Raw genomic sequence first — 528 nt, 5'->3', positions numbered from 1 at the left:
GCATCGACCGCCTCCTCGAACGGCGCCTTCGCGCCGGGCATGCGCCAGCCCAGTCGCACGCCTGCGTCGCGTTCGTTATCGAAGTACTCCAGCGTGAGCTCGTAGGCGCGGCCCGCCTGCAGGTCCAGGTCGACACCATCGCTGCGCAGGCGATCGCTGTTGTCCCAGTGGTCCAGCACCCGCTTTCCATCGACGTAGAGACGGAAGCCGTCATCGGCGGCCGCCTCGATCCGGTAGCGGCCCGAGACCGGCGGCAGCAGCTGGCCCCGCCAGCGGATGCTGAAGCCATCGTTGGGAATGCCCTGCCCCGGCGCCGCTTCACCGCGGGCCAGCAGGTTGTCGGTGGGTGAACCCCGGTCCCAGCGGAAACCGATCTGCGCATCGGTGCGGACCAGGGCCGGCGTCCCTGACAGATCGGGCGTGCGGAAGTACTCACCGCGCAGCCCACGTTCCGGGGAATCGGCCGACGGCCGCAGGTACGCTGCCTCGATCAGCGGTGTCGCACCGGGATCGTCGCGCCCTTCGACC

General features: G+C 70.1%; 1 protein-coding gene. It reads right to left on the bottom strand.

Annotation, left to right across the window (positions count from 1 at the left end):
* Positions 1-528, bottom strand: a 528-nt coding sequence (locus ACXJKJ_RS32095; protein WP_457395790.1) for a PA14 domain-containing protein, incomplete at both ends; no start/stop codon positions are given.

The sequence above is a fragment of the Roseateles sp. P5_E1 genome (assembly GCF_054049335.1).
This window is presented reverse-complemented; position numbering and strand designations above follow the sequence as displayed.